At 69.5% G+C, this 21,689-nt stretch carries 20 protein-coding genes and 1 tRNA gene; 12 read left to right on the forward strand and 9 right to left on the reverse strand.

From position 1 onward, the window contains the following. The first annotated feature begins 153 nt into the window (after positions 1 to 153). The 6 genes from paaA to QIS99_RS00910 all read left to right on the forward strand — a co-directional run bounded on the left by paaA (position 154) and on the right by QIS99_RS00910 (position 5,227). Positions 154 to 1,206, forward strand: coding sequence for a 1,2-phenylacetyl-CoA epoxidase subunit PaaA (gene paaA, locus QIS99_RS00885; RefSeq protein ID WP_282509338.1), 1,053 nt, complete (start codon positions 154 to 156; stop codon positions 1,204 to 1,206). Beyond that, on the forward strand, positions 1,203 to 1,493 hold the full coding sequence (paaB, locus tag QIS99_RS00890) for a 1,2-phenylacetyl-CoA epoxidase subunit PaaB (RefSeq protein ID WP_282509339.1): 291 nt from the start codon (positions 1,203 to 1,205) through the stop codon (positions 1,491 to 1,493). The genes paaA and paaB overlap by 4 nt, the downstream gene beginning before the upstream one ends. Positions 1,494 to 1,594: 101 nt before the next feature. After that, complete coding sequence (gene paaC, locus QIS99_RS00895) at positions 1,595 to 2,311, forward strand: 1,2-phenylacetyl-CoA epoxidase subunit PaaC (RefSeq protein ID WP_282509883.1); 717 nt, start codon at positions 1,595 to 1,597, stop codon at positions 2,309 to 2,311. Beyond that, entirely contained in the window at positions 2,305 to 2,808 is a 504-nt protein-coding gene (gene paaD, locus QIS99_RS00900) for a 1,2-phenylacetyl-CoA epoxidase subunit PaaD (protein ID WP_282509340.1), read from the forward strand. The genes paaC and paaD overlap by 7 nt, the downstream gene beginning before the upstream one ends. A gap of 20 nt (positions 2,809 to 2,828) precedes the next feature. Next, positions 2,829 to 3,896, forward strand: coding sequence for a 1,2-phenylacetyl-CoA epoxidase subunit PaaE (gene paaE / locus QIS99_RS00905; RefSeq protein ID WP_282509885.1), 1,068 nt, complete (start codon positions 2,829 to 2,831; stop codon positions 3,894 to 3,896). 191 nt (positions 3,897 to 4,087) lie between these two features. After that, complete coding sequence (locus tag QIS99_RS00910; RefSeq protein WP_282509341.1) at positions 4,088 to 5,227, forward strand: acyl-CoA dehydrogenase family protein; 1,140 nt, start codon at positions 4,088 to 4,090, stop codon at positions 5,225 to 5,227. 165 nt (positions 5,228 to 5,392) lie between these two features. On the opposite strand, the gene QIS99_RS00915 is transcribed toward QIS99_RS00910, so the two are convergent. The 4 genes from QIS99_RS00915 to QIS99_RS00930 all read right to left on the reverse strand — a co-directional run bounded on the left by QIS99_RS00915 (position 5,393) and on the right by QIS99_RS00930 (position 8,790). Beyond that, positions 5,393 to 5,722: a rhodanese-like domain-containing protein gene (locus QIS99_RS00915; RefSeq protein WP_282509887.1), complete on the reverse strand. Its 330-nt coding sequence runs from the start codon at positions 5,720 to 5,722 to the stop codon at positions 5,393 to 5,395. 91 nt (positions 5,723 to 5,813) lie between these two features. Continuing rightward, the gene (locus QIS99_RS00920; RefSeq protein WP_408909456.1) at positions 5,814 to 6,719 is read right to left on the reverse strand and encodes a J domain-containing protein; all 906 of its coding nucleotides are present in this window, start codon (positions 6,717 to 6,719) and stop codon (positions 5,814 to 5,816) included. Between the two features lie 153 nt (positions 6,720 to 6,872). Next, positions 6,873 to 8,423 carry a DUF2252 domain-containing protein gene (locus QIS99_RS00925; RefSeq protein WP_282509343.1) on the reverse strand — a complete coding sequence of 517 codons (1,551 nt, stop codon included), beginning with the start codon at positions 8,421 to 8,423 and terminating at the stop codon, positions 6,873 to 6,875. 283 nt (positions 8,424 to 8,706) lie between these two features. Further along, positions 8,707 to 8,790, reverse strand: a tRNA-Leu gene (locus tag QIS99_RS00930). Positions 8,791 to 9,590: 800 nt separating this feature from the next. Between QIS99_RS00930 and QIS99_RS00935 the strand changes: the two genes are divergently transcribed. The 6 genes from QIS99_RS00935 to pknB all read left to right on the forward strand — a co-directional run bounded on the left by QIS99_RS00935 (position 9,591) and on the right by pknB (position 17,710). After that, positions 9,591 to 10,445 carry an FhaA domain-containing protein gene (locus QIS99_RS00935; RefSeq protein WP_282509344.1) on the forward strand — a complete coding sequence of 285 codons (855 nt, stop codon included), beginning with the start codon at positions 9,591 to 9,593 and terminating at the stop codon, positions 10,443 to 10,445. 10 nt (positions 10,446 to 10,455) lie between these two features. Next, complete coding sequence (locus QIS99_RS00940) at positions 10,456 to 10,968, forward strand: FHA domain-containing protein FhaB/FipA (protein WP_282509345.1); 513 nt, start codon at positions 10,456 to 10,458, stop codon at positions 10,966 to 10,968. Positions 10,969 to 11,096: 128 nt separating this feature from the next. Continuing rightward, a complete protein-coding gene (locus QIS99_RS00945) occupies positions 11,097 to 12,623 on the forward strand; it encodes a Stp1/IreP family PP2C-type Ser/Thr phosphatase (protein ID WP_282509346.1) in 1,527 nt (508 codons plus the stop codon). Between the two features lie 21 nt (positions 12,624 to 12,644). Continuing rightward, positions 12,645 to 14,066: an FtsW/RodA/SpoVE family cell cycle protein gene (locus QIS99_RS00950; protein ID WP_282509349.1), complete on the forward strand. Its 1,422-nt coding sequence runs from the start codon at positions 12,645 to 12,647 to the stop codon at positions 14,064 to 14,066. Beyond that, entirely contained in the window at positions 14,063 to 15,526 is a 1,464-nt protein-coding gene (locus QIS99_RS00955; RefSeq protein ID WP_282509351.1) for a peptidoglycan D,D-transpeptidase FtsI family protein, read from the forward strand. Before QIS99_RS00950 ends, QIS99_RS00955 begins: the two co-directional genes overlap by 4 nt. Positions 15,527 to 15,685: 159 nt before the next feature. Continuing rightward, the gene (gene pknB / locus QIS99_RS00960) at positions 15,686 to 17,710 is read left to right on the forward strand and encodes a Stk1 family PASTA domain-containing Ser/Thr kinase (RefSeq protein ID WP_282509353.1); all 2,025 of its coding nucleotides are present in this window, start codon (positions 15,686 to 15,688) and stop codon (positions 17,708 to 17,710) included. 129 nt (positions 17,711 to 17,839) lie between these two features. Here the strand turns inward: pknB and QIS99_RS00965 are convergent, their stop codons facing one another. From QIS99_RS00965 to QIS99_RS00985, 5 genes are all read right to left on the reverse strand, one after another. Next, on the reverse strand, positions 17,840 to 18,589 hold the full coding sequence (locus QIS99_RS00965; RefSeq protein WP_282509354.1) for a class E sortase: 750 nt from the start codon (positions 18,587 to 18,589) through the stop codon (positions 17,840 to 17,842). 42 nt (positions 18,590 to 18,631) lie between these two features. After that, complete coding sequence (locus QIS99_RS00970; protein ID WP_282509356.1) at positions 18,632 to 19,948, reverse strand: class E sortase; 1,317 nt, start codon at positions 19,946 to 19,948, stop codon at positions 18,632 to 18,634. Further along, positions 19,945 to 20,583: an aminodeoxychorismate/anthranilate synthase component II gene (locus tag QIS99_RS00975; protein WP_282509358.1), complete on the reverse strand. Its 639-nt coding sequence runs from the start codon at positions 20,581 to 20,583 to the stop codon at positions 19,945 to 19,947. The genes QIS99_RS00970 and QIS99_RS00975 overlap by 4 nt, the downstream gene beginning before the upstream one ends. Then, entirely contained in the window at positions 20,580 to 20,783 is a 204-nt protein-coding gene (locus QIS99_RS00980) for a hypothetical protein (RefSeq protein ID WP_282509360.1), read from the reverse strand. Before QIS99_RS00980 ends, QIS99_RS00975 begins: the two co-directional genes overlap by 4 nt. Positions 20,784 to 20,881: 98 nt before the next feature. Then, positions 20,882 to 21,658: a class E sortase gene (locus tag QIS99_RS00985; protein WP_282509889.1), complete on the reverse strand. Its 777-nt coding sequence runs from the start codon at positions 21,656 to 21,658 to the stop codon at positions 20,882 to 20,884. Between the last annotated feature and the right edge of the window lie 31 nt (positions 21,659 to 21,689).

Below are 21,689 nucleotides of genomic sequence, written 5' to 3' on the forward strand. Positions count from 1 at the left end.
CGCCCAGCAGCCGTGAGGTTATCCACAGGGTTGACACGGTACGGCCGCCGGTCCCACCATTGAAATCGACGGACCGAACGATCGGTCGGGCGATTGATCAAGGTGGCGGACCACCCGCCACGCATCAGGGACGGCAGGAAAAGGGGGCCTGGCATGGCGACGGTGACCGCGCAGGACCGGACCACGGCGTTCGACGCCGCGGTCGCCGCGGACGAGCGCATCGAACCGCGGGACTGGATGCCCGACGCCTATCGGGCGACACTCGTCCGACAGATCGCCCAGCACGCCCACTCCGAGATCATCGGCATGCAGCCCGAGGCGAACTGGATCACCCGCGCCCCCTCCCTGCGCCGCAAGGCCATCCTGATCGCCAAGGTCCAGGACGAAGCCGGCCACGGCCTGTACCTCTACAGCGCGGCGGAGACCCTCGGCACCGGCCGGGACGAGCTCCTCGACAAACTGCACTCCGGCCGCCAGAAGTACTCGTCGATCTTCAACTACCCCACGCTGACCTGGGCCGACGTCGGCGCGATCGGCTGGCTGGTGGACGGCGCCGCGATCACCAACCAGGTCCCCCTCTGCCGCTGCTCCTACGGCCCGTACGCCCGCGCGATGGTCCGCATCTGCAAGGAGGAGTCCTTCCACCAGCGCCAGGGGTACGAATCGCTGCTCGCCCTCAGCCGCGGCACCCCGGCCCAGCACGCGATGGCGCAGGACGCCGTGAACCGCTGGTGGTGGCCGTCGCTGATGATGTTCGGCCCGCCCGACGACGAGTCGGCGCACTCCGCGCAGTCCATGGCCTGGAAGATCAAGCGCCACTCCAACGACGAACTCCGCCAGCGCTTCGTGGACATCTGCGTCCCCCAGGCCGAAACCCTCGGACTGACGCTCCCCGACCCGGAGTTGAAGTGGAACGAGGACCGGGGACACTACGACTTCGGCCCCATCGACTGGACCGAGTTCCGCGAGGTCCTCAAGGGCAACGGCCCCTGCAACGAACAGCGCATCACCCAGCGCAGGCGCGCCCACGACGAGGGCGCCTGGGTCCGCGAGGCCGCCGCCGCGTACGCAGCGAAGCACAACACGGCAGACGACACGGCACGGCCGGCACACCACACGGCACGACCAACAGAGCAGCACACCGCTCAGGCCACCGCAGGCCCCGCGGCAGACACGGCACCACTCCACGGGGAGGCGACGGCATGACCGAATCGACCGACTGGCCGCTCTGGGAGGTCTTCGTCCGTTCCCGCCGCGGCCTCTCCCACACCCACGCCGGCAGCCTGCACGCCCCCGACGCACAGATGGCGCTGCGCAACGCCCGCGACCTCTACACCCGCCGCAACGAAGGCGTGTCCCTCTGGGTCGTGCCCTCGACCGCGATCACCGCCTCGTCCCCGGACGAGAAGGACTCGTTCTTTGAACCCGCGGGAGACAAGCCGTACCGCCACCCGACGTTCTACGAGATCCCGGAAGGAGTGAAGCACCTGTGACCGCACCCACCGGCACCCACCGGACGGACGCATCCGCGCCCCCCTCCGCCGGCGCCCCCACCCCCGAAGCCGCGAGCAGCACCACCGCCACGGACCCCGCGATCTCCGCGGCGGCCCTCGCCCTCGGCGACGACGCCCTGGTGCTCTCGCACCGGCTGGGGGAGTGGGCCGGCCACGCACCCGTCCTCGAAGAGGAAGTCGCCCTGGCCAACATCGCCCTCGACCTCCTCGGCCAGGCCCGCATCCTGCTCTCCCAGGTCGGCGACGAGGACGAGCTCGCCTACCTCCGTGAGGAACGCGCCTTCCGCAACCTCCAACTCGTCGAGCAGCCCGGCGGCGACTTCGCCCACACCATCGCGCGCCAGCTGTACTTCTCCACCTACCAGGCCCTCCTCTACGCGGAGCTGGCCCGCACCGAAGGCCCCTTCACCGCCCTGGCGGCCAAAGCCGTCAAGGAGGTCGACTACCACCGCGACCACGCCGAGCAGTGGACCCTCCGCCTCGGCGACGGCACCGTGGAGAGCCACACCCGCATGCAACGCGCGGTGGACGCGCTGTGGCGGTACACCGGCGAGATGTTCCAGCCCATCGACGGCATCACCGCCACCCACGGCATCAACTGGACTGCGCTGCAGGAGCTTTGGGACACCTCCATCGGTGAGACCCTGCGTGGCGCCACTCTCACCGTCCCCGAGACGCCCCGGTCCGACGGCTGGACCGCGGGCGGCGGCCGCCAGGGCCTGCACACCGAACCCTTCGGCCGCATGCTCGCCGAGATGCAGCATCTGCACCGCAGCCACCCGGGGGCGACATGGTGACCACCCCAGTCGAGTCCCGCCTCGAAGAACACCTCAAGGAACTGGCCGGCTCGGTCCCCGACCCCGAACTGCCCATGATCACCCTCGCGGAACTGGGTGTGGTGCGCGGCGTCCACATCACCGGCCCCGGCAGCGTCGAGGTGGAGCTGACCCCCACCTACACCGGCTGCCCCGCCGTGGAGACCATGACCGCGGACATAGAGACGGTGCTGCACGAGCACGGCATGCCCGAGGTCAGCGTCCGCCGGGTCCTCACCCCTGCCTGGTCCACGGACGACATCACCGACGAAGGCCGCCGCAAACTCGCCGCGTCCGGCATCGCCCCGCCACGCCCCGGCGCCACGCACGGGCCCGTCCCTCTCACCCTTGCCGTGCGCTGCCCGCACTGCGGCTCCACCGACACCGAACTGCTCAGCCGCTTCTCCTCCACCGCCTGCAAGGCACTGCGCCGCTGCGTCGCTTGCCGCGAACCCTTCGACCACTTCAAGGAGTTGTGATGGCAGGCAAGCCGGGCACCCTGGCCCGCTTCCACCCGCTCCGCGTCGCAGCGGTCGACCGGCTCACGGACGACGCCGTGGCCCTGACCTTCGACGTACCCGCCGAGCTCCGCGCCGAATACCGGTTCGCACCCGGCCAGCACCTCGCCCTGCGCCGCGAGGTGGACGGCACGGAGATCCGCCGCACCTACTCCGTGTGCTCCCCCGCCCTCGAACCGGACGGCCCAGAACAGCTGCGGGTCGGGGTGCGCATGGTCGAAGGCGGCGCGTTCTCCCCGTACGCCCACAAGGAGATCGCCGTCGATGACGTACTGGAGGTGATGACACCGGCCGGGCGGTTCACCCTCGAACCGCGGCCCGGGCACTACGCCGCGATCGTCGGCGGCAGCGGCATCACCCCGGTGCTCTCCATCGTCGCGACGCTCCTCGCCCGCGAACCGAGCGCCCGGTTCTGCCTGATACGCAGCGACCGCACCGCCGCCTCGACGATGTTCCTGGAGGAGGTGGCCGACCTCAAGGACCGCTATCCGACACGGTTCCAGCTCGTCACGGTCTTCTCCAGAGAGGACCAGCAGGCAGGCGTGGTGACGGGCCGGCTCGACGAGGAACGCCTCACCGAGCTGCTGCCCGCGCTGCTGCCCGTCGAGGACATCGCCGGCTGGTTCCTCTGCGGCCCCTTCGGCCTGGTCCAGGGCACCGAACGCGCTCTGCGCTCCCTCGGCGTAGGCAGAGCCCGGATCCACGAGGAGATCTTCCACGTCGACAACGGCGCCCCGGCGCCCACAGCCACCGCACCCGCACCCGCACCCGCGCACAGCACGGTGACCGCGACCCTCGACGGCCGCTCCGGCACCTGGCCCGTGCAGGACGGCGAAGCCCTGCTGGACACGGTGCTGCGCAACCGAGCGGACGCGCCGTACGCCTGCAAGGGCGGCGTCTGTGGCACCTGCCGGGCGTTCCTGGTCGCGGGAGAGGTACGCATGGACCGCAACTTCGCCCTCGAACCGGAGGAGACAGAGGCGGGCTATGTCCTCGCCTGCCAGTCCCATCCGGCCACGGAGAAGGTGGAGTTGGACTTCGACCGCTGACCGACACAGAGCGGACCCAGAGCCGACGCAGAGCCGACGCAGAGCCGACGCAGAGCGGACGCAGAGCGGACGCAGGAGCCTCGGCTCCCTTCCCTTCCCCTAGAACCTGTTCTATCTTGACGACCCGTCAGATCAGGGTGGGCAGCCAGCCCGGACCCACAGGACAGCACCGAAGCCGGGGAGGACAGGCAGTGGACTTCACCTTCACCGAAGAACAACAAGCGGCCGTCGAGGCAGCCAAAGCCGTCTTCGCCGACACCCCACCCGACGCCGTACCCAGCCCTGCCCTCACCAGCAGAGCCGTCGCCGACGACTTCGACCGCACCCTGTGGAACACCCTGGCCCAGTCCGACCTGCTGGGCCTGCTCATCGACCCGGAACACAACGGCGCAGGCCTCGACGCCATCGCCCTGTGCCTGGTACTGCGCGAGTCCGCCAAGGTCGTCGCCCGCATCCCCCTCCTGGAGAACAGCGCCGCCACCCACGCCATACAAGCCCACGGCAGCACCGAATTGAAGCAACGCACCCTGCCCGCTTCGGCCCGCGGCGAACTCATCCTCACCGTCGCCGCCAACGGCCGCACCGGACACGACCCCGCCGAACTCGCCGTCACCGCACGCCAAGACCCGAACGACCACAGCTGGACCCTCGACGGCACCCAAACAGCAGTGCCCTGGGCACACAATGCCGACCTGATCATGGTGCCAGCCCACACCCCCGAGGGCCGCACCGTGCTGGCCGCCGTCCACCGCACCCAGGACGGTCTCACCCTCGCCGACCAGTACTCCACCAACGGCGAACGCCTCGGCGAGCTCCATCTCGACTCCGCCCGCATCCCCGCCACGGACGTCATCGACAGCGAAGACGCCTGGAACCAGCTGCGCAACCTCCTCACCACCGGAACCTGCGCACTCGCCCTCGGCCTAGGCGAAGCAGTCCTCGCCATGTCCAGCGACTACACCAGCAAACGAGAACAATTCGGCCACCCCGTGGCCACCTTCCAGGCCGTGGCCGTGCAGGCAGCCGACCGCTACATCGACCTGCGCGCCATGGAAGTCACCCTGTGGCAGGCCGCCTGGCGCATCACGACCGCAACCGACGGCGCGCTCCCCGCCACCGGCGATGTGGCAGTCGCCAAGATCTGGGCCTCCGACGGCGTACGACGCGTCGTACAGACCGCCCAACACCTGCACGGCGGCTTCGGCGCCGACACCGACTACCCGCTGCACCGCTACCACGCCTGGGCCAAACACCTGGAACTGTCCCTCGGCCCCGCAGCAGCCCACGAGGAAACCCTGGGCACCCTGCTCGCCGCCCACAGCCTCAGCTGAGACCGAGCACCCGGCAAAACAGCCACAGCTAAGGCCGAGCACCCGGCAAAACAGCCACAGCAGAGACCGAGCACGCGGCGAAGTAGAGCACCTGGTGCAACAGAGCGCCTGGTGAAGCCGAAAAGCTGCCTCGCACCCTCGGCTCGACCTCCGGCCCAACCCCGCTCACACGACGGCGCCGGGCTGCCCCTCGTCATCCACGACGGGACGGCCCGCCACGGCCCACGCCTCCATGCCACCAGCCACGTTCACGGCATCGATGCCCTGCTGAGCGAGATACATCGTCACCTGCGCGGACCGCCCACCCGACCGGCAGATCACATTGATCCGACCGTCCTGCGGCGCCGCCTCGACCAACTCCCCGTAACGCGCCACGAATTCACTCATCGGAATGTGCAGCGCACCCTCCGCGTGACCGGCCTGCCACTCCGCGTCCTCACGGACATCGAGCAGAAAGTCACCGTCCGCGAGCTCAGTGACATCAACCGTGGGCACAGATCCAAAAGCCATACCCCGACGCTACCGGACCTTCCACCCACACACGACGGTGACCTCAACAGCACCAACAAGCCCCCAGCGCCCGAGCTCACCCGACGAGCCGCCCCAGCTCCGCCTCACGCTCAGCAACCTGCCCCAACAACCGGTCGGCGATCTCCTCAAGCAACCGGTCCGGATCATCCGGCGCCATCCGCAGCATCGAGCCGATCGCACCATCCTCAAGATCCCGGGCGACCAGCGTCAGCATCTCCTTGCGCTGCGCCAGCCACTCAAGCCGCGCATACAGCTCCTCGCTCTTGCTCGGCCGGTCCGCCTCCGCCACCGGACCCGCGGCCCACTCCCCGGACAGCTCCGTCAGCTGAACCTCGTCGCCCCGGCCATACGCGGCATTGACGCGAACCATGAACTCCTCGCGCCGCACCCGCTCCTTGTCATCCTGCGCCAGGTCGGGGTGCGCCTTGCGGACCAGCTCGCGGTAGAGCCTGCGCGCCTCGTCACTCGGCCGCACCCGCTCCGGAGACCGCACCGGCAACTCGGACAACATCGCCGAAGCCTCCGGCGACAGCCCGTCGGAATCCATCCACTCCTGGAACAGCTCCGCCACATCGGGCATCGGCATCACCCGGGCCCGCAGCTCCTGCGCCCGCCGCACATCCTCGGCATCCCCGGTACGCGCCGCACGCGCCTCGGCGATCTGCGCGTCCAGCTCTTCGAGCCGCGCGTACATCGGACCGAGCTTCTGGTGATGCAGCCGAGAGAAGTTCTCCACCTCGACCCGGAACGTCTCCACCGCGATCTCGAACTCGATCAATGCCTGCTCGGCAACCCGCACCGCCTGCTCAAGCCTGGCCTCGGGCCGCTCGTCATCGGGCCGGTTCGCCGCGTCCTCCGGGTTCGTCACCTGACCAGCGTACGGCCCTGGGGGGCGGGCCCTCACTCCCCACTTCCGGGAGGGGCCCCTCCCCCTCCCCTCCCTCCCCACCCCGCCCCGCATCACCCCACGCGCCTCAATCCACGCGCCTCAATCCATGCACCACAATCCATGCACCACAATCCATGCACCAAACCCACGCACCTCACCCTCCGAGCCCCACGCACCTCGCCCTCCAAGCCAGGCTCCCCAACGCCCCCGTCCCCCAAGCCGCCCTCAAACCCCCAGCTCGGCCCCGATCCGCCCCTCCTGGATCCCCGCGACGAGCCGTGCGTGGTCGGCTTCCGTGCGGTCGGCGTAGGACACGGCGAAGCCGGCGATCGCCTCGTCCAGTTCCTCGTTCTTCCCGCAGTAACCGGCTATGAGGCGCGGGTCGGCGCTGTGTGCGTGGGCACGGGCGAGGAGTGCGCCGGTCATGCGGCCGTAGTCGTCGACCTGGTCGGCGGCGAGCGCGGCCGGGTCGACGCTGCCCTTTCTGTTTCTGAACTGCCTTACTTGGAACGGCCGTCCGTCGACGGTGGTCCAGCCGAGGAGTATGTCGCTGACGACTTGCATGCGTTTCTGTCCGAGGACTACGCGGCGTCCTTCGTGCGGGACGGCGGGCGCCTTGAAGCCGATGGCGGGCAGGTGGGGCAGCAGCGTCGACGGTCGTGCTTCCTTGACCTGCAGGACGAGTGGTTCGCCGCGGTGGTCCTGGAGCAGCACGACGTACGACCTGGTGCCGACGCTGCCGGTGCCGACGACCCGGAAGGCGACGTCCTGGATCGCGTACCGGGCGACGAGCGGGAGCCGGTCTTCGGACAGTGTGGTCAGGTACGCGGCGAGGCCTTGGGCGACTGCGGCTGCTTCGGCGTCGGGTATGCGACGCAGTACGGGTGGGGCGTCGACGAAGCGTCGGCTGCCGTCGGTGAGGGATTCGGTGGACTTGGCGGCGAAGCGGCCGCTGGTGTTGTTGCGTGCTTTCTCCGCGACGCGTTCGAGGGTGCCGAGCAGGTCGTGGGCGTCGGTGTGGGAGACGAGTTCTTCGTCGGCGATGGCGTTCCAGGCGTCGAGGGCGGGGAGTCGGGCGAGGAGTCGCATGGTGCGCCGGTAGGCGCCTACGGCGTCGTGGGCGGCGGTGCGGCACACATCTTCGCTTGCGCCTGCTTCGCGTCCGGCGAGGACGAGGGAGGTGGCGAGGCGTTTGAGGTCCCATTCCCAGGGGCCGTGGACGGTTTCGTCGAAGTCGTTGAGGTCGATGACGAGTTCGCCGCGTGCGTCGCCGTAGAGGCCGAAGTTGGCCGCGTGGGCGTCTCCGCATATCTGGGCGCCGATGCCGGTGGCGGGGGTGTGGGCGAGGTCGTACGCCATGAGGCCGGCGGAGCCGCGCAGGAACGCGAAGGGGGTGGCGGCCATCCTGCCGACGCGGATGGGCGTGAGTTCGGGGAGCCGCCCGTGGTTGGACTCCTGGACTGCGGTGACGGCGTCGGGGCGGCTTTCGGAGTCGGGGGCCGGCTGGGCGTGCGTGGAGCGGGGTACGCGGGTGCGCAGTGCTTTGCCGGCGCGCTTCGGGGATTCTTCGCCGGCCCACTGGGCGAAGCCGGGTACGTGGGGGAGGCGTCGGGGTTCGGCGCCGGGCTGGTCGGGCACTTTGTGGTGCGCGGTTGATGTCTGGCGCTCGGGCGATGTCTGGCGCTCGGGCGATGTGTGGTGCTCGGGCGCTGCGGTCCCCTGTGCTTCCGGGTCTCCTGCACCCGCGTCCCGTACTGCCGTGTCCAGTTCGGTCATGTGGACCGCCTCCCCCGGTGTTTGCCGCCGTTGTCGGGCCGTGTGGCCTCGACGGGAACGACGGTACCGCCGGGGTGCGGAGACCGTCAGGGCCTGTGGATAACTCCGGAATGCCGGCTTCCACACCTCACAGCATGGCCGCGACAGATGTGAGCTTCAGCACGTCTTCCCACCGGGTCGCCGAGCCTCGGAACAAGACCCCCGAGCTGCCGTCGAGAGGCCGAACTGCCGGGAGGCATAGCAGAAGCCCCGCAGGTCGATGACCTGCGGGGCTTCTGACTTGTGCGCGAGGGGGGAGTTGAACCCCCACGCCCTTGCGGGCACTGGAACCTGAATCCAGCGCGTCTGCCTATTCCGCCACCCGCGCATTGGGTGTGTCGCCTGGCTTTCGCTTGCCGCGTTCGCCTGCCGACATCCAGAAGACTAGCACGCTGCGGAGGGTGGATTCACATCCATTCGAAGCAGCGCCAGCCGACGCCCGATGAGCCCCCGCAGGCCCCGGACCTGCGGCGGACCACTCCGCAGGCACACCGGCCAGGCCCGACGCCTCGTCACCACACCGCCAGGCGCCCCACCGAACCAGCAGCACCCCTCACCCACACCTCAGCACCCCACCACCACCTCCCACACCAACCGCCCGTCCCACACCACCCGCCCGTCCGCACCCGCACCCGCACCCGCACCCAGCCCAAGCCCCCACGAAGCCAAGCCCCCAAGCCCCACGAGCCCAAGCAGACCCAAACCCCTGCCCCCCACCCGCCCCCCTCTCCCCCGGTTATCCACAGGCAAAGCCCCCAGCCCCCCAGGTGCGGGACACTGGCTCAGGGCCGCCTCTACGATCCGGTGTGGGAGTGCGCGGGCAGAAGCAAGTGGATGCCCGCGGACGAGCACAGGCCGAGCACGTGGACTTGGAGTGCGCTTGGACACGTGCGGCACGTGGACATGGCCATGTGGAAGCACGTGGCCGAGGACATGCGGAGCGCTTGGACCTGGGCATATGTGCCTGGACATGTGGAGCACGTCGACCGGACGTGTGAACCGCATGGACGGGGACATGTGAGAGGCGACACCCATCCGCAGGCCAGAGAAGGGGAACCAGCCGATTTCCCGGCGCGTGGATACGATCAGTAAGCAGTACCAGGATGATGACGACCGGAGGAGGTGCCCATGGGAGTCCTGAAGAAGTTCGAACAGCGACTCGAAGGTCTGGTCAACGGCACCTTCGCCAAGGTGTTCAAGTCCGAGGTCCAGCCGGTCGAGATCGCTGGTGCGCTGCAACGTGAGTGCGACAACAACGCCACGATCTGGAATCGCGAGCGGACCGTCGTGCCCAACGACTTCATCGTGGAGCTGAGCGCTCCCGACTACGAGCGGCTGAGTCCGTACTCGGGCCAGCTCGGGGACGAGCTCTCCGGGATGGTCCGGGACTACGCGAAGCAGCAGCGGTACACCTTCATGGGACCGATCAAGGTCCATCTGGAGAAGGCCGACGATCTGGACACCGGTCTGTACCGGGTCCGGAGCCGGACGCTGGCGTCGAGTTCGTCCCAGTCGCCGGCCGGTCCCGCTGGGGCTCCCGCCGGTGAGCAGCGCGGCGGTGGCTACGGCTACCCGCCCGCGGCGAACGCTCCGGCGGCTGCGCCCGCGGGTGCGCCGCCGATGCCGTCGGCTCCGCCGCCCGGTGCGGGCCGTGGGCCGCAGGCGCGCGGGCAGGGGCCCTCGGGTCCGCTGCCGGGCGCGCAGACGCGGCGTTGGATCGAGATCAACGGCACGCGGCACCAGATCTCGCGGCCGACGATGGTCCTCGGCCGCAGCACCGACGCTGATGTACGGATTGACGATCCCGGCGTATCGCGCCGGCACTGTGAGATCCGGACCGGAACGCCCTCGACGATCCAGGATCTCGGGTCCACCAACGGCATCGTGGTGGACGGGCAGCACACCACCCGCGCTACGCTCCGCGACGGCTCGCGGATCGTCGTGGGCAGCACCACCATCATTTACCGGCAAGCCGAAGGGTGAAGCGGGGGCAATGTCAGAGCTGACCCTGACGGTCATGCGGCTGGGTTTTCTGGCCGTCCTGTGGCTGTTCGTGATCGTGGCCGTCCAGGTCATCCGCAGCGACCTGTTCGGTACGCGCGTCACGCAGCGCGGTTCGCGCCGCGGCGGTGAGGCGCGTCCGCAGGGCCGCCAGCAGGCGGCGCCGGCGGCGCCCCGGCAGCAGAGCGGCGGGGGGCGGCAGCGCCGCGGTGCGCCGTCGAAGCTCGTGGTGTCCGAGGGCACGCTGACGGGTACGACGGTGGCGCTGCAGGGGCAGACGATCACGCTGGGCCGTGCGCACGATTCGACGATCGTTCTGGACGACGACTACGCGTCGAGCAGGCATGCCAGGATCTACCCGGACCGCGACGGTCAGTGGATCGTGGAGGATCTCGGGTCCACGAACGGCACGTATCTCGACCGGACCCGGCTGACCACTCCGACGCCCGTGCCTCTCGGTGCGCCGATCCGCATCGGCAAGACCGTCATCGAGCTGCGGAAGTAGTGCTACGTCATGAATAAGCGCGAGCGGAGCGAGCGAGCCGACGCGGCCCCCACGACGGGCCCGAGCACGCTCCCGACCGGAGGGTGGGCACCGTGCGGATGTACCCGGAGCCGACGGGCGAGGTGCGCATGAGTCTGTCTCTGCGCTTCGCCGCCGGATCGCACAAGGGAATGATCCGGGAGGGGAACGAGGACTCGGGTTACGCCGGTCCGCGGCTGCTCGCGATCGCCGACGGCATGGGCGGTCAGGCGGCCGGTGAGGTCGCGAGCTCCGAGGTGATCTCCACGCTCGTGCAGCTCGACGACGACGTGCCGGGTTCGGACATTCTGACCTCGCTGGGCGACGCCGTGCAGCGGGCGAACGACCAGCTGCGCGTGATGGTCGAGGAGGACCAGCAGCTGGAGGGCATGGGCACGACGCTCACCGCCCTGCTGTGGACGGGCCGGCGGCTCGGTCTGGTGCACGTCGGCGACTCGCGGGCGTATCTGCTCCGCGACGGTGTGCTGACGCAGATCACGCAGGACCACACCTGGGTGCAGCGCCTCGTCGACGAGGGCCGGATCACCGAGGAGGAGGCGACCACGCACCCGCAGCGGTCGCTCCTGATGCGGGCGCTGGGCAGCGGCGACCATGTCGAGCCGGATCTGTCGATCCGTGAAGTCCGCGCGGGCGACCGGTACTTGATCTGTTCCGACGGCCTCTCCGGTGTGGTGTCGCACCAGACGATGGAGGAGACCCTCGCCAGCTACCAGGGTCCGCAGGACACCGTGCAGGAGCTGATCCAGCTGGCGCTGCGCGGCGGCGGTCCGGACAACGTGACGGTGATCGTCGCGGACGTCCTGGACATCGACAGCGGTGACACCATGGCGGGCCAGCTCGTGGACACGCCGGTCGTGGTGGGCGCGGTCGCCGAGAACCAGCTGCAGCCGAACGACAACGGCGCGATGCAGACGCCCGCGGGCCGTGCCGCCGGCCTCGGCCGGCCGGTGCCGCCGCAGCCGACGGGGGGCTTCGGCCCGCCCGGGTCGGCGGAGCCCGACGCGTACGTCCCGGACGGTTCGTTCGGTGCGTACATGGAGGAGGACTTCGTCAAGCCGCGGCGCCGCGGGAAGTGGATCAAGCGTTCGCTGCTGATCGCGCTGGCGCTCGCGGTCGTCGGCGGCGGCCTGTACGGGGCGTACTACTGGACGCAGACGCAGTACTACGTGGGGGCGAAGGACGGACACCTGGCCCTGTACCGGGGCATCAACCAGGACTTGGGCTGGGTGAACCTGTCGGAGCTTGAGGAGGAGCACCCGGAGGTCGAGCTGACCTGCCTGCCGAGTTTCCAGCGCACCCGGCTGGAGGAGCAGGGCCTCGACCCGACGACCCTTGAGGACGCCCGCCGGAAGATCTCCGAGCTGACGGCGGACTGCCGGGAGGCGCAGCAGCGCAAGGCGGAGGAGGAGTCGAACACCGCGACCGGTGAGGGCGAGGCGGGCGGCACCTCCGGCACGAAGACCCCCGGCACGAAGATCCCGGGCACGGGGACCCCCGGCGCGGGGACCTCCGGCGCGGGGACCTCCGGCACGAGCAAGGACGGCGAGGGCGCCGCCACCGACCAGAGCACGACGTCACCGACCCCACGCGGCAGCGCGACCGCCGGTCAGCAGTAGGCGCAGGGGGCATTCCTAGCCATGAGCAGTACGACACACACGTCCACCATTGGAGCGATCGGGGCGCCGAGCCGCCGTAACACCGAGCTGGCGCTGCTGGTCTTCGCCGTGGTCATCCCGGTTTTCGCGTACGCCAATGTGGGCCTCGCCATGAACGACGAGATGCCGACGGGCATGCTCGGGTACGGGCTCGGGCTCGGACTGCTCGCGGCGGTCGGGCACTTGGTGGTGCGGAAGTTCGCGCCGTACGCGGATCCGCTGCTGCTGCCGTTGGCCACGTTGCTCAATGGGCTCGGCCTGGTGCTGATCTGGCGGCTCGACCAGTCGGACCGGCTGCAGCAGCTGCAGAAGAACGCGTTCGGCGCGTTCAACCCGGCCGCTCCGAACCAGCTGATGTATTCGGCGCTCGGCATCGCCCTGTTCGTGGTGGTGATGCTGATCATGAAGGATCACCGGATCCTGCAGCGTTTCACGTACATCTCGATGGTCGTGGCGCTGGTGCTGCTGCTGCTGCCGCTCGTTCCGGGGCTCGGGACGGACCAGTTCGGTGCGAAGATCTGGATCCGGATCGGCGGGTTCTCCATTCAGCCCGGTGAGTTCGCGAAGATCGTGATCGCGGTGTTCTTCGCCGGCTATCTGATGGTGAAGCGCGATGCGCTGGCGCTCGCGAGCCGTCGTTTCCTGGGGCTCTACCTGCCGCGCGGCCGTGACCTCGGCCCGATCCTGGTGATCTGGGCGATGAGCCTGCTCATCCTGATCTTCGAGAACGACTTGGGTACGTCGCTGCTGTTCTTCGGCATGTTCGTGATCATGCTGTACGTGGCGACGGAGCGGACGAGCTGGATCGTGATCGGCCTGGGCATGTCCGCGGCGGGCGCCGTGGGTGTGGCCTCGTTCGCGAGCCATGTGGAAGCGCGAGTGAACGCCTGGCTGGACCCCTTCGCGTGCTATGACACGTCGAACGCCTGTCAGCAGATCGGCCAGTCGATCATGTCGTTCGGGTCGGGCGGTGTGCTCGGTACGGGCCTGGGGCAGGGCCACTCGGACCTGATCGGCTTCGCCGCCAACGCGGACTTCATCTTCGCCACCGTCGGCGAGGAGTTGGGGCTCGCGGGTGTGATGGCGTTCCTGCTGCTGTACGCGCTGCTGATCGAGCGGGGCGTGCGGACGGCGCTGGCCGCGCGGGACCCGTTCGGCAAGCTGTTCGCGGTGGGGCTTTCCGGTGCGTTCGCGCTGCAGATCTTCGTCGTCGCCGGTGGCGTCATGGGGCTGATCCCGCTGACCGGTATGACGATGCCGTTCCTCGCGGCGGGTGGTTCGTCGGTCATCGCGAACTGGGCGCTGGTCGGTCTCCTGGTCCGCGTCAGTGACACGGCCCGCCGTCCCGCCCCCGCGCCGGCGCCGAATCCCGATGCCGAGATGACCCAGGTGGTGCGGCCGTGAACAAGCCCCTGCGCCGGATCGCGATCTTCTGCGGGCTGCTCATGCTGTCGCTGCTGCTGCGGGACAACTGGCTGCAGTACGTGTCGGCGGACGAGCTGCGTACGCATGAGAAGAACCGTCGTGTGCTGATCGAGCGGTACGCGCAGAAGCGTGGCGACATCATCGTCGGGGAGAAGCCGATCACGGGTTCCGCGCCGACGACCGGGAGTGACTTCGCTTACAAGCGGACGTACAAGAACGGCGAGATGTGGTCGCCGGTGACCGGTTTCGCGTCGCAGGCGTTCGGGGCGACGCAGATCGAGTCGCTGGAGGACGAGATCCTCACCGGCCACGACGACCGGCTGTTCTTCCGCCGCACCCTCGACATGATCACCGGCAAGAAGCAGGGCGGCGGCAATGTCGTCACCACGCTGAACGCCCGGGCGCAGAAGGCCGCGTTCGAGGGCCTCGGCAAGAAGAAGGGCGCCGTCGCGGCGATCGACCCGTCGACGGGCGCGATCCTGGCGCTCGCCTCGACCCCGTCCTACGACCCGTCGGTGTTCGCGGGCAACAGCGCCGACGACTCGAAGGCCTGGCAGCGGCTTGAGCAGGACCCGGACAAGCCGATGCTGAACCGGGCGCTGCGCGAGACGTACCCGCCGGGTTCGACGTTCAAGGTGGTGACGGCCGCGGCGGCCCTGGAGCACGGGCTGTACGACGACCCGGACGAGAAGACGGATTCGCCGCTGCCGTGGACGTTGCCGAACACGAACACGGAGCTGGTGAACGAGGGCCCGATCCCCTGCAGGAACGCCACGCTCCGCGAGGCGCTGCGGGTGTCCTGCAACACGGTCTTCGGCAAGATCGGTTCGGATCTCGGCAAGGACAAGATGCGGGAGACGGCGGAGAAGTTCGGCTTCAACGAGGAGCAGTTCGTCCCGGTGCGTTCGTCGGCGTCGGTGTTCCCGAAGGAGATGGACCGGCCGCAGACCGCGCTGAGCTCGATCGGCCAGTTCGAGACGGCGGCGACGCCGCTGCAGATGGCGATGGTCGCGTCGGCGGTCGCGAACGACGGCACGCTGATGGAGCCGTACATGATCGACAATCTGCAGGCGCCGAATCTGGACGTGATCGAGAAGCACGATCCGAAGAAGATGAGCGAGCCGCTGTCGAAGGCGAACGCGCAGAAGCTGCAGGACATGATGGAGACGGTCGTCGAGCAGGGCACCGGAACCAATGCGCAGATCCCGAATGTCACCGTCGGTGGCAAGACGGGCACGGCCCAGCATGGCGTCGACAACAGTGAGAAGCCTTACGCCTGGTTCATCAGTTACGCGAAGAATCCGGACGGCGGCTCCCCGGTGGCGGTCGCCGTGGTCGTCGAGGACAGCGACGCCGACCGCGGCGATATCTCCGGTGGTGGCCTGGCCGCCCCGATCGCGAAGAACGTCATGAAGGCAGTCATCGACAGCAAGAAATGACAGCGGAAGTGACGTCGGTCACGGCGGTACCGGTCCGGTATCAGGTGACGCTTGCGGCGAAATCATGCTCGGACGGGCCGGTACGGTATCCCGGGACAGCACACCGCCGGACCACACATGGGTGCGGTCGGGACTGACGGAGAGGGCTGGTAGGTAGCTATGGAAGAGCCGCGTCGCCTCGGCGGCCGGTACGAGCTGGGCCAGGTGCTCGGTCGTGGTGGCATGGCGGAGGTCTACCTCGCCCATGACACCCGCCTCGGCCGCACCGTCGCCGTGAAGACGCTGCGGGCGGACCTCGCCCGCGATCCGTCGTTCCAGGCCCGGTTCCGCCGTGAGGCCCAGTCCGCCGCCTCGCTCAATCATCCGGCCATCGTCGCGGTCTACGACACCGGCGAGGACATGGTCTACGACAACGGCGGCGGCGCCGGGGTCTCCATCCCGTACATCGTGATGGAGTACGTCGACGGCTCCACGCTCCGTGAACTCCTGCACTCCGGGCGGAAGTTGCTGCCCGAGCGGGCCATGGAGATGACCATCGGCATCCTGCAGGCGCTGGAGTACTCGCACCGCGCCGGCATCGTGCACCGCGACATCAAGCCCGCGAACGTCATGCTGACGCGCAACGGCCAGGTCAAGGTCATGGACTTCGGCATCGCCCGCGCGATGGGCGACTCCGGGATGACGATGACGCAGACCGCAGCCGTGATCGGCACCGCGCAGTACCTGTCGCCGGAGCAGGCCAAGGGCGAGCAGGTCGACGCGCGCAGCGACCTGTACTCGACGGGCTGCCTGCTGTACGAACTCCTCACCGTGCGGCCGCCGTTCGTCGGTGACTCGCCGGTCGCGGTCGCCTACCAGCACGTACGGGAAGAGGCGCAGCCGCCCAGCACGTACGACCCCGAGATCACGCCCGAGATGGACGCGATCGTGCTGCGGGCACTGGTGAAGGACCCGGACTACCGGTACCAGTCGGCGGACGAGATGCGGGCCGACATCGAGGCCTGTCTGGACGGGCAGCCGGTCGCGGCGACGGCGGCGCTCGGCGCCGTCGGGTACGGCGGCGGTCACCCCGACGACCAGCAGACGACGATGCTGCGCCCGCAGAACGGGGGCGGCGGCCAGACGTCGATGCTGCCGCCGGTCAACCCGGACGACGGCGGTTACGGGTACGACGACCGCCCGCCGCGCCGCGGTGGCCAGCGCAAGGGCACCACGTCGACGATCCTGCTGATCCTGGCGGGCCTGCTCGTCCTGGTCGGCGCGATCCTCATCGGCAAGGAGGTCTTCGGCGGCGGCGGGAACACCGGCGACGACCAGGTGCCGGTGCCGAACCTGGTGGGCATCAGCCTCGACGAGGCGGAGCAGCGCGCCAAGAACGCCGACCTGAAGCTGTCCGTCGACCGCAAGCCGTGCGAGGACCAGGAGAAGGGCAACATCTGCAGCCAGAGCCCGGAGTCCGGCGAGGTCGACAAGTTCACCGCGATCGACGTGGTCGTGTCGACGGGCGCTCCGAAGGTGGCCGTGCCGAACGTCATCGGCGACGACATCGACGAGGCCCGGAAGACGTTGAAGGACTTCGAGATCAAGGAAGTGCCGAAGGAGTCCACGGAACCCGAGGGTGAGGTCCTCAACCAGGACCCGTCCTCCGGCACCGAGCTGCGCAAGGGCGCCACCGTCACCCTGACCGTGGCCAAGGAGCAGGAGCAGAAGACCGTTCCCGACGTGGTCGGCCAGCAGGTGGACGCGGCCACGCGGCAGCTGGAGGCCAACGGCTTCAAGGTGGACACGCAGGAAGTCCCGAAGGACAACGTGCCCGCAGGTCAGGTCGTCGAGCAGACACCGAAGGGCAACACGGACGCCGTTCCGGGGTCGACGGTCACGCTGACCGTGGCGAAGGCTCCCGACCAGGTGGCGGTGCCGGCGCTGACGGGCCAGAAGCTGAAGGACGCCCGTAAGGCGCTGCAGGACGCGGGGCTCACGCCCGGCAATGTGACGGGCGGCCCGGACGAGCCGAACGCACTCGTGGTGACGACCGACCCGCCCGCGGGCACGCAGGTGCCGGCCAACACGCCCGTCAACTTCACGACGATGCCCGGCCAGGGCGACGGCGGAGGCAACGGCGGGGACGACGGCGGCGGCATCTTCGGCGGCCCGTCCGGCCTCAGCAACCGCAAGGGCGACTGAGCTGCGCGGACGGTCGGCCCGCGAGGGCGACTGAGCCGCGGGTGAGGTGAAAGACCCCCGCTTCCTGCACGGAAGCGGGGGTCTTTCACCGTAGTACCGGAGGTGTACGGGGGTGCTGCGGGAGAGCCGTCAGCGGAGTTCCTTCGGCGGGGTCCGCTGGTTGTCGACCTTCTCGATACGGTCCAGCTCACCCCACACGATGTAGCGGTACGTGGACGTGTAGACCGGCGTGCACGTGGTGAGCGTGATGTAGCTGCCGGGCTTCTTCCTGCCGGACTCCTTCGGGACCTCGTCGAGGACGTCCACGTTGTACTTCGAGGTCTCGGCGAGCTTCGCGTAGACCTTGTAGATGTACCACTTGTCCTTGGACTCGAAGACGATCGGGTCGCCGTCCTTGAGCTTGTCGATGTTGTGGAACTGGGCGCCGTGGCCGTCGCGGTGGGCGGCGAGCGAGAAGTTGCCCTTGCCGTCCTCGGGCAGGGCCGACTTGACCGGCTTGGTGTAGTAGCCGGCGACGCCGTCGTTGAGGGTCTTGGGGTCCGTGCCCTTCTTGACCAGGATCTGGCCGGACTTCATGTCCGGTACGTGCAGGAAGCCGATGCCGTCCTTGGTGTCGAGGGCGCCGGGGCCGCCCGCCCACCGGTCGCGGACCGCGTCGCTCTGCTTGCGGGCCTCCTTGTCGGCCTGGACGTTGGTCCACCACAGGGAGTAGACGACGAACAGGCCGAGGATCAGGCCGGCGGTGATGAGGAGTTCACCGGCGACGCTGACGGCCGCGGCGAGCCGGGCGGGGAGGCCGCGGCGGGCGCGCCGGGCGCGGCGCCGCGGCGCGGGCTGTGGATTCCCGGTGCGCTCGTCCTCGTCTGTGGTGGCTCCCACGGCTTCCCGCCCCGTCCCCGTACTCATGCTCGTTCTGTCCCGTCAGCGAACGAGCGCATCCGGCTTGCCTCTGCTGCGCGGCCGTTCCTCGACCATCTTGCCCCAGACGATCATCCGATAGGTACTGGTGAACTCCGGGGTGCACGTGGTCAGCGTGATGTACCGCCCCGGTTCGGTGAATCCCGAGCCCTTGGGGATGGGATCGAGGACCCCGGTGTTGCTCGGGCTGGTCTGCGGCAGGATGCTCTGCATCGCGTACACGTAGTACTTGTCCTGGGTCTCGACGACGATCTGGTCGCCCTTCTCCAGCTGGTTGACGTAGCGGAACGGTTCGCCGTGGGTGTTGCGGTGGCCTGCGACGGCGAAGTTGCCCTGCTTGGCGCTGGGCATCGCGGTCTTCAGCGCGCCCTTGCCGTAGTGCCCGACCAGGCCGCGGTCCAGGACACGTTCCTTGTCGATGCCCTCGGCGACGGGGACGACCACGTCGAGCCGCGGGATATGCATGATCGCGAAGCCCTGGCCCGGTTCGAAGGTGCCCGGCGCGCGCTTGCCGCTCGCCCAGCTCTCCTGCAAGCTGCTCGCCTCGTGGCCCGCCTGCTGGCTCGCGCGCACGTTCGTCCACCACAGCTGGTACGCGACGAACAGCAGCATCAGGACGCCCACGGAGATGAACGCCTCACCCACGGCCCGGCTCGCCACGACCGCGGGACTGGGTCTCTTCGCACGTTCCGCCCGCCGGGCCTCGACGCGGGACAGCGGCTTGCCGTCCGGCTTGGCCGCGGGCGTCGCGGCCGCCGCCGCACCCGCCGCACCCGTCGGGCGCCTGCGCCGTCCACCGCCGCCGCGCCGCGCGGCCTGCTGCGCCGCCCTGCGCCGCGCCGCCCGCCCCTCGCCCACGGGCACGGGCACGGGCGTATCGGCCGCGCCCTCGCTCGCGTCCGTGGTCCCGCTCTCGCTCCCGGCCTCGCCGTCGCCTGCGGCCCGCCGGGTGTCGGCGGTACGGAGGCCCACGGTCTCGTTGTCGTCCACAGGCTCGCTGTGCACGGGCTCGCTGTGCACGGGCTCGCTGTGCACGGGCTCGCTGTGCACGGGCTCGGCGGGCGCCTCGTAGGACGCGGGCGCCTCGTACGTCTCAGGAACTTCGTAGGACGCGGGCTCCTCGTACGACTCCTCGTACGGCTCCTCGTACGGCTCCTCCGTCCCCGTCGGCCGGAACCAAGGGGACGGGTGGCTGCCGGGCAGTGGGTCGTTGAGCGGGTCGTCCATGCGGTCGACCGCCGCCTCGAACGCACCGGCGCCCCCGTACGCGGGATCCTCGTACGGGGCGCCCGACTCGCGGTCGGGGCGGGTGGCAGTCACGCCGAGGCCCGGCCCACGACGGGGGCCAGCCCCGCCGATCGCGCCACCGCCCCCGCGTCACCGCACTCGACCAGCCAGTTGGCGAGCATCCGGTGGCCGTGCTCGGTGAGGACCGACTCGGGGTGGAACTGCACGCCCTCGACCGGGAGTTCACGGTGCCTGAGGCCCATGATGATGCCGTCGTCCGTGCGCGCGGTGACGCGCAGCTCGTCCGGCACCTGCGCCGGTTCCGCGGCGAGCGAGTGGTAGCGGGTGGCGGTGAACGGCGAGGGCAGCCCGGCGAAGACACCGGCACCGTCGTGGACCACGGGGGACGTCTTGCCGTGCAGCAGCTCGGGCGCCCGGTCCACGACCCCGCCGTACGCCACGGCCATCGACTGCATGCCGAGGCAGACGCCGAAGACCGGCACGCCGGTCGACGCGCAGTGCCGGACCATGTCGACGCAGACACCGGCCTGTTCGGGCGCGCCGGGCCCCGGCGAGAGCAGGACGCCGTCGAAACCGTCCTGAGCGTGAGAGGTGGCGACCTCGTCGTTGCGCAGGACCTCGCACTCGGCGCCGAGTTGGTAGAGGTACTGGACGAGGTTGAAGACGAAGCTGTCGTAGTTGTCGACGACGAGGATGCGCGCGCTCACCGGGCCACCCCCGTCGGACCGCTCACGGAGCCCGCGCCCATGCCCTCGTTCACCGTCACGTCGTTGAACGGCAGCAGCGGCTCCGCCCACGGGAAGACGTACTGGAAGAGGAGGAAGACGAACCCGACCACGAGGGCGAGCGAAAGCAGCGCTTTGAGCCACGTGTTGCCCGGCAGATGCCGCCAGATCCAGCCGTACATGCTGTCCGCAGTCCCTTCCCACGCCCGTGGCCCCGATGGCCAGGTCGGCCCGTCGGCCTACGCCACCAGACTAAGGGGCGGGGCCCGGTGCACGTGGGTCAGCTGCGCAATGCCTCGGGCTTCCCCTCCTCGACCGGCTGGGTCGCGTCCAGGTACGCCCAGACGATCAGCCGGTGGCTGTGGCCCCACTCTGGCTCACAGGTCGTAAGCGTGAGGTAACGGCCGGGTCCGTCGAGGCCGGACTTGCGGGGGACCGGGTCGATGACGCCGATGTCCGTGGGCAGCGTCTTGTAGGGCTTGTTGACGATGCGGTACGTGAACCAGGTGGTGCCGTCGGTCAGGACCACCGGGTCGCCGGGGCGCAGCTCGGGGAAGTCCTTGAACGGGTCGCCGTACGTGCGCCGGTGGCCGGCGACGGAGAAGTTGCCGCGCTGTCCGAGCTGCGCGGTCGAGGCGTAGTGGCCGAGGCCCTTCTTGAGGGTGTCGGTCTTCGTGCCTTCGAGGACGGGCTTGTTCCACGTGAAACCGAACCGCGGGATGTACATGACGGCGAAGGGCTTGCCGTCCTCGTAGGCGGCCGGGGCGGGCGGACTCGACTCGGTGTCACCGCTGCCGCCGGGCTTCGCGTCGTCGCCGGGCTTCGCGCCGTCCCCCGGCTTCGCACCGTCACCGGGCTTCACGCCGTCACCCGGCTTCGCGCCGTCACCGGCCGGGACGGACCCCTGGGCCCACTCACTCTGCAACTGCTCGATCTGGCTGTCCATCGCCCCGTCGGCCTTCACGCCGGTCCAGAACAGGACGTACACGACGAACAGCACGATCAACGTGCCGATGGTGAGGCACAGTTCGCTGAACGTCCTGACGAGCACTCGCACCGACACGGTCCGGCCCCTCCCCGAACTGCCG

Source organism: Streptomyces solicavernae, from assembly GCF_029968095.1.
GTDB lineage: Bacteria > Actinomycetota > Actinomycetes > Streptomycetales > Streptomycetaceae > Streptomyces > Streptomyces solicavernae.

Coding starts and splice junctions, on each gene's coding strand:
- paaA (WP_282509338.1), top strand. CDS start 154: ATGGCGACGGTGACCGCGCAGGACCGGACCACGGCGTTCGACGCCGCG.
- paaB (WP_282509339.1), top strand. CDS start 1,203: ATGACCGAATCGACCGACTGGCCGCTCTGGGAGGTCTTCGTCCGTTCC.
- paaD (WP_282509340.1), top strand. CDS start 2,305: ATGGTGACCACCCCAGTCGAGTCCCGCCTCGAAGAACACCTCAAGGAA.
- QIS99_RS00920 (WP_408909456.1), bottom strand. CDS start 6,719: ATGCGGGGCGGGGTGGGGAGGGAGGGGAGGGGGAGGGGCCCCTCCCGG.
- QIS99_RS00925 (WP_282509343.1), bottom strand. CDS start 8,423: ATGACCGAACTGGACACGGCAGTACGGGACGCGGGTGCAGGAGACCCG.
- QIS99_RS00935 (WP_282509344.1), top strand. CDS start 9,591: ATGGGAGTCCTGAAGAAGTTCGAACAGCGACTCGAAGGTCTGGTCAAC.
- QIS99_RS00940 (WP_282509345.1), top strand. CDS start 10,456: ATGTCAGAGCTGACCCTGACGGTCATGCGGCTGGGTTTTCTGGCCGTC.
- QIS99_RS00945 (WP_282509346.1), top strand. CDS start 11,097: ATGAGTCTGTCTCTGCGCTTCGCCGCCGGATCGCACAAGGGAATGATC.
- QIS99_RS00950 (WP_282509349.1), top strand. CDS start 12,645: ATGAGCAGTACGACACACACGTCCACCATTGGAGCGATCGGGGCGCCG.
- pknB (WP_282509353.1), top strand. CDS start 15,686: ATGGAAGAGCCGCGTCGCCTCGGCGGCCGGTACGAGCTGGGCCAGGTG.
- QIS99_RS00980 (WP_282509360.1), bottom strand. CDS start 20,783: ATGTACGGCTGGATCTGGCGGCATCTGCCGGGCAACACGTGGCTCAAA.